Origin of the sequence: Burkholderia cepacia (assembly GCF_001039005.1) — a bacterium.
Classification (GTDB): domain Bacteria; phylum Pseudomonadota; class Gammaproteobacteria; order Burkholderiales; family Burkholderiaceae; genus Burkholderia; species Burkholderia theae.
The window spans coordinates 196914-205987 of record NZ_LDWR01000045.1 but is presented as its reverse complement, the minus strand read 5'-3'; the positions used below and the strand labels follow the sequence as shown (position 1 = coordinate 205987).

Genomic DNA, 9074 nt, shown 5'->3' with positions numbered 1-9074 from the left:
AGTGTGAGACTCTTGATACTTTCGCTATCTGATCCGAGGATCAGCTCGCTTCCATCAAGCGCCCACACTTATCGACTGTTAATTTTTAAAGAGCAATCTGCGAGGAACTTCGTGTTTCTCAGCAGCGCTGCGTTTTCAGCAGCAGAGAAGCGAGATTATGAACCGTGTTTCGCAGTTCGTCAACAACTTTTTAACTACTTCGTTGCGACTGCGGGGTCCATCTTCGAGTGCTGCCAGGGCTCGTTACCACCGCACCCCAACCGCACCGCTTCCCTCTCCCGCGCTGCGTTTCCGTTAGCGCGAAAGAGGCGTGATTCTATGCACCCCACGTCGTTCGCGCAAGGGGTTTGAAGCAACTTTTTTACAAAAGCCGTCATTCGGCCGTCCGGCCATGCCTGGGCACGAGACCGCTTATGGTGCAAAGAACGGACTAGAATGTGAGGTTCTTCGCCTCTTTCTATATACGTCTTTAATATGCGCCAGCGAATCGCCAAACGCCTCCCCCCCGACGCCGACAAACTGGTTGGTCTGTCGCTTGCGCTCTTCGCCTCGGGCAGCCGCATCGAGGATCGCTTCTGGGAAGCGAAGCTCGATGCGCTGCTCGCCAAGATTGTCCGCAACGGCAACCAGACCACGCTCGACGCAGCGCTCGACCATCTCCAGCAGAATCATCCCGATGCCTACGGCGCACTCGCCGACATGGCCGAGACCCATAGCGAGTCGATGGTGATCGAGCACGACGGCCAGCCGTACGACGCGCTGCTGGTCGCCGTCCCGGTGCTCGCCTGGACGCGCTACATGATTCCGTCGGGCCCGCTCAAGAGCGACGTTGCCGACGCGCTGCGAACGCACCTGCAGGCCCACGTCCTTGCGAACGGCACGCTCGTCGGGCTTGCGCCGTTCCTCTACAGCATCGACCAGCTGCCGCGGCACCACGTCGAAACCTACCGACTTGCCCAGCAGCTCGCGCATTCGGCGATCACCCAGCACACGCCCAAGCTCAGCTTCGGCGACCTGCCCGAAACCTCGCCGATCCTCGCCGACCCGCGCTTCCTGCTCGCCGTCGTCGCCGCGCCCGTCGGCGCGTCGCTGTTCCGCTGGCAGGAAGAAGAAGGCGGCACCCGGATCGAACGCGGCCAGTGCCTCGAGCAATGGACGGCCCAGGGCGGCCCGAACCTGTCGATCGCACTGCCCGGCTGCGAGTTCGAATGCCTGCTTCCGGACGCGTACTACTCGGCGTGCCGGGATGCGGACGAACGCATCCGTCCGCACACGGTGCGAACCGCCATTCGTTATCTTTTCGACACACTTGGTGTGGCACCGCAGGAACTCCGCGCGGTGGTCGCCGGCTTCGGCGAACGCCGTATCGACGAATATCGTGTCGGCTTCACGCGGCGTGCCAGCAACGATGTGATCTACGGTGTCGTGTGGCCGCTCTACGGCCGCGAAAACGGCGACGTGTCGATCGACAGCGCAACGCTCGAAGGCGAGACACCGATCGAAGGGCCGGTCGAGGAAATCGTGAGCCTGCTGAAGGAATGCGGCGTAACCGACGTCCGCAGGCACGCCGGCCGCTTCGAGCCCGAATACTGCGACGACTGCGGCGTGCCGCTCTACGCGGATCCGCTCGGCGAAATCGTCCACGCGGAAATGCCGGAAGACGCGTCGCCCGCCCAACCGCACTTCCACTGACCCCGCGCCGCGGGCCCACCCGGCCTGCCCGCCCGAAGCCGCTCCCGGTTCCCGCCGGAGCGGCTTTTTTCTTGTCCGCTATTCCGCCGCCCGAATTTTCAGACTTTTCCTAAGCCTTTCAGCCAAGCAGACATCGTGTAAGGTCTTTGTCATCATCAGACCCAAGGCATGACCGACGGCAAATCAATGACTCACCTTAGGAGGTTGAATATGCGGTTCCTGGTGCTCAATTCAGACGCCGAGCGGCGTGACGGACTGAAGGCCCTGTTGCGGCAGATCGACCGTCACGCCAGCATCAACGATGCGCCCGACGGCTTCCAGGCGCGCCGGCTGCTGCGCACCCAGCGTTTCGACCTCGTCGCGATCGACTGGCTGGACGTCGGCCGGCTCAGCGAGCTTCAGGCGCTGTGCAGCGCGTGCTCGCCGACACCCGCCGCCGTGCTCGTCGACGAAGCGTCACCGGAATCCATCCAGCGCTTCTTCAACTACGGTGTCGCGGGCGTGATCCCGCACTCCACGCGGCCGCACCTGATCGTACGCGCACTCGAGATGGTGCTGCTGGGCGGTCACTACATCCCGCCGATCGCCCTCAGCCTGCTGCCTTCCACGGCCGCGGTCCGCCACGATGCGCATTTCCAGACGCTTGCCGGCTCGCTGCCCCGCCGCCCGCCGAGCGGCCTCTTGTCGCCGCGACAAGCGCAGATCATGCGCTTCGTCCACATGGGCAGCACGAACAAGATGATCGCCCGTACGCTCGGCATCAGCGAAGGTACCGTGAAGATCCACCTCGCCAGCATCTTCCAGCAGCTTGGCGCCGCGAACCGCGCCGCCGCGGTCGCGATCTACAACGGCTGGCTGTCGCCCCACCTCGAGGTGCTGCTGGCGAACCGCAGCCGCGCGCGCAAGCCGGCCATCGGCGAACACGGTCCGGCTCCACAGCGGACGCAACGGAACGACCATCCGTACCCGTTGCCGGCCGCGAATGCCGGTACGCAAGACCTGCCACTCGCCGCAGAGCCGCCGGCGCGGTTCCGGCGCGAACGCTAGGCAAACAGTCTCGATATTGCGACGGTCGGTATGTGCGGATTCCCACCTTTGATGCTCAACGAGTAATATGAACGCATGGGTTTTCTTTTCACACCGCTTCCGCTCTGGATTGGCATCGGTGGCTGGATCGCCGCCGCGGCCCTGCTCGCACTCGCGATCTGGAATCGCCCCTTCGTGCGCCTGCAGGACGCCACGCTCCAGCACGTGTGGCTCGCGCTCGTCACCGCGATCGCAGTCCTCTGGGCCTCGAATGCTTGGCTCGAAGACGGCATCGTCATGCATCTGCTTGGCGCAACGCTGCTCGTCACGCTGTTCGACTGGACACTCGCGCTGATCGCAATGGGCGCCGTCACGGCGGTTGCCGCGATCATCTTCGACGCGCCGTGGCAAGGCATTGGCCTGACCTATCTGATCTACGGTGCGCTGCCTGTCGCCGTGTCGGCGTTGCTGCAGCGCGCCGCACTCGCATGGCTGCCGCACAATCTCGCATCGTTCATCACCGGCCAGGGATTCCTGTCGCCGGCCATCGCGATCATCGCGGTCGCGGCTGCCGCGGCCGGTGTCCAGCTCGCGCTCGCGGATGGCGTGCCCGTCGTGATTCCGGCCGGCTATCTGCTGAACACGGCGCTGCTCGCGCTCGGCGAAGCGTGGTTCACGGGCATGGCGACAGCACTCATCGCCGTCTATCGCCCCGCGTGGGTCACGACCTTCGACGTCCGGCGCTATCGCCTCGGCGGCCCGCGCGCCTGAATTCCCTTCCGATCGTGGCTGTGTCAACACGTGCCGGCGGCCTCTTCCGCGGCGCGGGAGAATATGCCGTCTACTGCCGCACAACTTTTTTACGCTAAGATTGAACTCCTGTTCTTCATCGGGCATCTATACGTGCCCGATGTCTCATTCGCTCCTCACCAATAACCAGATGGACAGCTCACCTGCCTCGCTCCGGATTTTCCGGGCGCTCGGCAAGCTGGCAGCCTGCATCGCGGGCCTGTCGCTTGCGCTTCCGACACCGGTGTTCGCCGACCTGCTCGACCAGCGCTCCGAACTGATCAACAAATTCGTCAACGAAATGCATGCCGATCCGCTCGCCGCCGATTGTGCGGCGCACGGCAGCTTCATCGCCAGCACATCGTCGGCCTTCGACCGTGTCGACTTCGCGCCGAACGCATTCGACAGCGGCAACGCGACGATCACGCCGTGGAACGACTCGTTCGACCAGGGCAAGCAGCGCGTGAAGGTCGACAACATCGTCACGGTCGACGGACTCGGCATCCACAATGACGGCGGCGACGCGACGCCGCTGAAATTCCGTTGCGGCTATGTCGGCCAGCAGATGCTCGCGTTCAGCTGGAACGATCCCGTTCCGCCGCTGAAGCCGCGCGTCGAACGCTCAACGTCTTCGACGAAGAAGTTCAAGGGCAAGTCGCACCGAGGCAAGGTCAAGGCATCGGGCCGCACCGGCAAGAAGGCTGTCGCAACGAAAAAATCGAGCGGCCAGAAGAAGGTCGTGAAGAAGAAAACCACGAAGAAGTCTTGATACGACGACGCGGCAACGACAGAAAAAAAGCCGGGGCATCGCAGGATGCCCCGGCTTTTTTCGTACGACGACGGTGCGCTTACGCGAACGCGTCGACGTGCACCAGGATCGCGGCCAGCATCGCCGCGCCGAGCGCCGCACTGCGCTCGCCGTTCCAGCCGACCCGCTCGTCGGGCAGGTTCGCGTTGTCCTTGAACGGCATCTCGAGCGTCAGCGACAGGCAGCCGAACTGGTGGCCGATGTACTTCGACGCAAGCTTGAGCGCGTCTTCCTTGTACTTGCTCGCCGCGTAGCCGTGCTCGGTCTGGAAGTCGGGGCTCGCCACCTTGAACGCGTCGATGAACGCGGTCTGCTCCTTGCCCTGCTGCTCGGTGAAGCTCGGCAGCATCTCCGAACCGGCAACGAACACGTACGGCAGATCCTCGTCGCCGTGAATGTCGAAGAACATGTCGCAGCCGATCGCGTGGATCGCGTCGCGCACGGCCAGCACCTCGGGACTACGCTCGGCATCGGGCGCCATCCACTCGCGGTTCAGGTTCGCGCCTGCCGCATTGGTGCGCAGGTTGCCGTGCACGCTGCCGTCCGGGTTCATGTTCGGGACGATGTGGAACGTCACGCGATCGTAGAGCTTGCGCGCGACCGGATCGCCAGCCCAGTCGCCCCATCCGGCCAGACGCTTGACGAGGCCTTCGACGAACCACTCGGCCATCGTCTCGCCGGGATGCTGGCGCGCGATGATCCACACCTTCTTCTTCGGTTCACCGTCGGTTTCCGGCGTGCCGAGCGTCAGCAGCGACATCGGGCGGCCTTCGACCGTGCGGCCGAGTTCGACGACGCTCGCCTGCGGCAACTGCTGGACCGCGCCGAGAAACGCCGCGTGACGTTCTTCCGAGTACGGTTCGAAATACGCGTAGTAGATGCTGTCGAACTCGGGCGTATGGTCGATGGTCATCGTCTTGCCGTCGAACGTCGTCGGCACGCGGAACCAGTCGACCCGGTCGTAGCTCGCTACCGCGCTGTAGTTGCGCCAGCCGGACGGATACGCGCATTCGGCCGCATTCTCGAAACTCATCACACACCGCTCGCCGCGTGCGCCCGTCAAGCGGTAGTAAAACCATTGCGCGAATTCCGAGCGGCTGTCGCCGCGTACGCGCAGCCGAATCGCATCGGGGCTGTCGCACGATACGACGTCGATTGCGCCTGCGTCGAAATTGCTGGTGATCGAAAGGGTCATCTGTCTCTCCTGTGTCGACCGGAGTTAGCGCTTCAGCGCTTACTCCGGTCCCATGCAAGGCTGTCGGCCGAAACCGGCGGTGTGTCGCCCGCCCGGCCTCATGCATGCGCCGGCCATCTCGTGAACGGCCGGCATGGTCACTCGCCGACTCGCCGGCGATATACGTAAGTCGAATCGTTCGACGCAGCCGCGTCGAATGCATAGCCTTCCGTCGCGAAATCCTGCAGCGCCTTCGGCTCGGTAATACGGTTCTCGACGATAAAACGCGCCATCAGGCCGCGCGCGCGCTTCGCATGGAAGCTGATGATCTTGTAGCGGCCGCCCTTCCAGTCCTCGAACACCGGCGTGATGACGGGCGCGGCCAGCAGTTTCGGCTTGACCGACTTGAAGTACTCGGTCGACGCACAGTTGACCAGCACGCGCGCCGCGCCGCTGCGCGTCTCGAGCTGTTCGTTCAGCGCGCGCGTGATGCGGTCGCCCCAGAACGCGTACAGGTCTTTACCTCGTGCGTTCGCGAAGCGCGTACCCATCTCGAGCCGGTACGGCTGCAGCAGGTCGAGCGGACGCAACAGCCCGTACAGGCCCGACAGCACGCGCACGTGCTGCTGCGCATAGTCGAGATCGGCGGACGACAGCGATTTCGCGTCGAATCCCTCATATACGTCGCCGTTGAACGCGAGCACGGCCTGCTTCGCATTGGCCGGCGTAAAAGTCGGCGACCAGTCCGCGTAGCGCTGGAAATTCAGGCGCGCGAGCGGATCGGAAATATCCATCAACGTCGCGATGTCCTGCGGCGAAAGCTTGCGCAGGCCGTCGATCAGTTCCGATGCGTCGTCGACGAATGCAGGCTTCGTGTAAGACTGGACGTGCGCAGGCGTATCGTAGTCGAGGGATTTGGCTGGAGAGAGAACGATTATCATAGAGGCTCGCTGGCACGCCGTGCCTTGCGGTCAGACGAAAACCACCGATTGTAACGAATGACCCGCTCTCTCGCCCCGCACACCGCGCACCGCGTCGTGCTCGACTCGAACGTCTGGATCGACATTCTCGTATTCGACGACCCCGCTACGCGCCCGATCCGGGCCGCGCTGGAACGCGGCACGCTTGCCGCCGTGATCGACGGCCGCTGCCTGACGGAGCTCGAGTATGTGCTCGATTATCCGCAGTTCCAGGCGCGCGCGGTCGACAAGGCCGCTGCGCTCGCGACCGTCGCCCGCCTGGCGAGCCTCGTCGAACCGCCGCCCGTCGACGCCGACGCGCCGCCGCTGCCGAAATGCAAGGACCGCGACGACCAGAAGTTTCTCGAACTCGCCCGCGCCGCGCAGGCCGAATGGCTCGTCTCGAAAGACCGTGCGCTGCTGAAGCTCGCGAAGCGCACCGCACGCGACTTTGGCTTCCGGATCGCGCAACCGGCGCCGTTCGCCGAGGCCTGCGCGCTCGACGCCGCGCCGATCGCCACGGCCACGCCGGCCTGACGCACCAGACTCCACCCGATTTCGACCGTATCGATGAACGCTCCTTCAGACATGCCCACGACGCCCGTTTTCCCCTCGCGCCTGCCGAACGTCGGCACGACGATCTTCACGGTCATGAGCGCGCTTGCCGCCGAAAAAGGCGCCGTGAACCTCGGCCAGGGATTCCCCGATTTCGATTGCGATCCGCGCATCGTCGACGCCGTCGCGGCCGCGATGCGCAACGGGCACAACCAGTATCCGCCGATGGCCGGCGTCGCGCCGCTGCGCGACGCGATCGCCGACAAGATCGCGCAGGTTTACGGCCGGCGCTACGATCCGGCCACCGAAATCACCGTAACGGCCGGCGCGACGCAGGCGCTGCTGACGGCGATCCTGTGCGCGGTGCACCCGGGCGATGAAGTGATCGTCGTCGAACCGACTTACGACAGCTACCTGCCGTCGATCGAACTCGCGGGCGGCACGCCCGTGTTCGTCACGCTGGAGGCGCCGGACTACACGATCCCGTTCGACCGTCTCGCGGCCGCGATCACGCCGAAAACACGCATGATCCTGATCAACACGCCGCATAACCCGACCGGTACCGTATGGCGCGAGGCGGACATGCGCAAGCTCGAGGACATCGTGCGCGGCACCAACGTGCTGATCGTGTCCGACGAGGTCTACGAGCACATGGTCTACGACGGCGCGCGCCACGAAAGCGTTGCACGCTATCCGGAACTCGCGTCGCGCAGCTTCATCGTGTCGAGCTTCGGCAAGACCTATCACGTGACGGGCTGGAAAGTCGGCTACGTCGCGGCGCCTGCGGCGCTGACCGCGGAATTCCGCAAGGTCCACCAGTTCAACGTCTTCACGGTGAACACGCCGATGCAGATCGGGCTCGCCGACTACCTGCGCGACCCGGCACCGTACCTGACGCTCGCCGGCTTCTACCAGAAGAAACGCGACTTCTTCCGTGCCGGCCTCGAGCGCACGCGCTTCAAGCGGCTGCCGTGCACGGGCACGTACTTCCAGTGCGTCGATTACTCGGCGATCAGCGACCTGCCCGAAGCGGAATTCTCGAAATGGCTCACGTCGGAGATCGGCGTGGCCGCGATTCCGGTGTCGGCGTTCTATCACGAGCCGCACGAATCGGGCGTCGTGCGCTTCTGCTTCGCGAAGCAGGAACGCACGCTCGCGTCCGCGCTCGAGCGGCTCGCCCGCCTGTAAGTCCCGCACGGGGCGGCCCGTGCCGCCCCGCCGGAATCGCGCTTACGAGCGCACGCCGCTGGTCGCTTCGACGTAAGCCTTGCGATCGGCGGCCACGCGCTGCGCGGCAGCGCGCTCGCCGACCTTCTTCGAGTGAGCCTTCCAGTCGATGCCTGCGTCGAGCAGAAAGTCACGCCCGTACACGGCCTTCGTCGCCATCCCGATGACCGGCAGATGGATCGTTGCGGCGATGTCCGCGAGGCTGAACGACTCGCCGAGCACATAAGGCGAAAACTGCGTCATCTGCTTGAACGCATCGATCGCGCGCGGCAGACGCTTCTCGACGTGCGCCTTCATTCCGTCGCTGACCTTGCCGCCGAAAAACGCTTCCGTATAGATCTCGCGCGCCATCCATTCGAGATACAGCTCGAGCGTCTCGACCAGTTCGCGCACCTTCGCGGCCGCGAACGGCCCCGCCGGGAAAATGGCTTTCTCGGGATAACGCGCCGCCAGGTATTCGACGATTACCTGCGACTCGAACAGCGCGCCCTCTTCGGTCCTCAGGAACGGAATCTTGCCGAGCGGCGAATCGGCGAGCTGGGCCGGATCGCTGATCGGCAAACCGCACACCGACTCCTCGAACGGGATGTCGTGCTCGAGCAGGACGAACTTCACCTTGTTGTAATAGTTGGACAACGGGATACCGCACAGCTGTAGCATCGGAGTCTCCTTCCTTGCTGGAGCGCGGCCGCAACGATGCCGGCCGCATCGGGATACGTCGTGCTGAAAAGCACGTTCGTGCTAGTCTAAAGCAAGTTTTGCATCCGTCACGACAACAATACATCCGCTGCAACAACCGCCTCGCCTGTCCGCACGACACGCGCGGCGCCGCAGCCCCGCCATC

Annotated in this window: 9 protein-coding genes; 6 read left to right on the top strand and 3 right to left on the bottom strand. The window is 64.3% G+C overall.

Annotated features, from left to right (window positions below; all coding sequences use genetic code 11):
- Window positions 1-474: 474 nt before the first annotated feature.
- The 4 genes from VL15_RS25910 (at window position 475) to VL15_RS25895 (ending at window position 4276) form a co-directional block, all read left to right on the top strand.
- Entirely contained in the window at window positions 475-1692 is a 1218-nt protein-coding gene (locus VL15_RS25910; protein WP_048249404.1) for a DUF2863 family protein, read from the top strand.
- A gap of 210 nt (window positions 1693-1902) precedes the next feature.
- Window positions 1903-2739: a response regulator transcription factor gene (locus tag VL15_RS25905; protein WP_048249402.1), complete on the top strand. Its 837-nt coding sequence runs from the start codon at window positions 1903-1905 to the stop codon at window positions 2737-2739.
- A 75-nt stretch (window positions 2740-2814) separates the two neighbouring features.
- Entirely contained in the window at window positions 2815-3489 is a 675-nt protein-coding gene (locus tag VL15_RS25900) for an energy-coupling factor ABC transporter permease (protein WP_048249400.1), read from the top strand.
- A gap of 139 nt (window positions 3490-3628) precedes the next feature.
- Window positions 3629-4276, top strand: coding sequence for a BspC domain-containing protein (locus VL15_RS25895; protein WP_048249398.1), 648 nt, complete (start codon window positions 3629-3631; stop codon window positions 4274-4276).
- Between the two features lie 79 nt (window positions 4277-4355).
- On the opposite strand, the gene VL15_RS25890 is transcribed toward VL15_RS25895, so the two are convergent.
- Entirely contained in the window at window positions 4356-5510 is a 1155-nt protein-coding gene (locus tag VL15_RS25890) for a M14 family metallopeptidase (RefSeq protein ID WP_048249396.1), read from the bottom strand.
- 137 nt (window positions 5511-5647) lie between these two features.
- Window positions 5648-6430 (bottom strand): peroxide stress protein YaaA, encoded by a 783-nt coding sequence (gene yaaA / locus VL15_RS25885; protein WP_048249394.1) that lies wholly within the window; start codon window positions 6428-6430, stop codon window positions 5648-5650.
- Between the two features lie 57 nt (window positions 6431-6487).
- On the opposite strand from yaaA, the gene VL15_RS25880 reads away from it, so the two are divergent.
- Window positions 6488-6985, top strand: coding sequence for a putative toxin-antitoxin system toxin component, PIN family (locus VL15_RS25880; protein WP_048249392.1), 498 nt, complete (start codon window positions 6488-6490; stop codon window positions 6983-6985).
- 33 nt (window positions 6986-7018) lie between these two features.
- Complete coding sequence (locus tag VL15_RS25875; protein ID WP_048249389.1) at window positions 7019-8191, top strand: pyridoxal phosphate-dependent aminotransferase; 1173 nt, start codon at window positions 7019-7021, stop codon at window positions 8189-8191.
- A 42-nt stretch (window positions 8192-8233) separates the two neighbouring features.
- Here the strand turns inward: VL15_RS25875 and VL15_RS25870 are convergent, their stop codons facing one another.
- On the bottom strand, window positions 8234-8890 hold the full coding sequence (locus tag VL15_RS25870) for a glutathione S-transferase (RefSeq protein WP_048249387.1): 657 nt from the start codon (window positions 8888-8890) through the stop codon (window positions 8234-8236).
- Window positions 8891-9074: the final 184 nt, after the last annotated feature.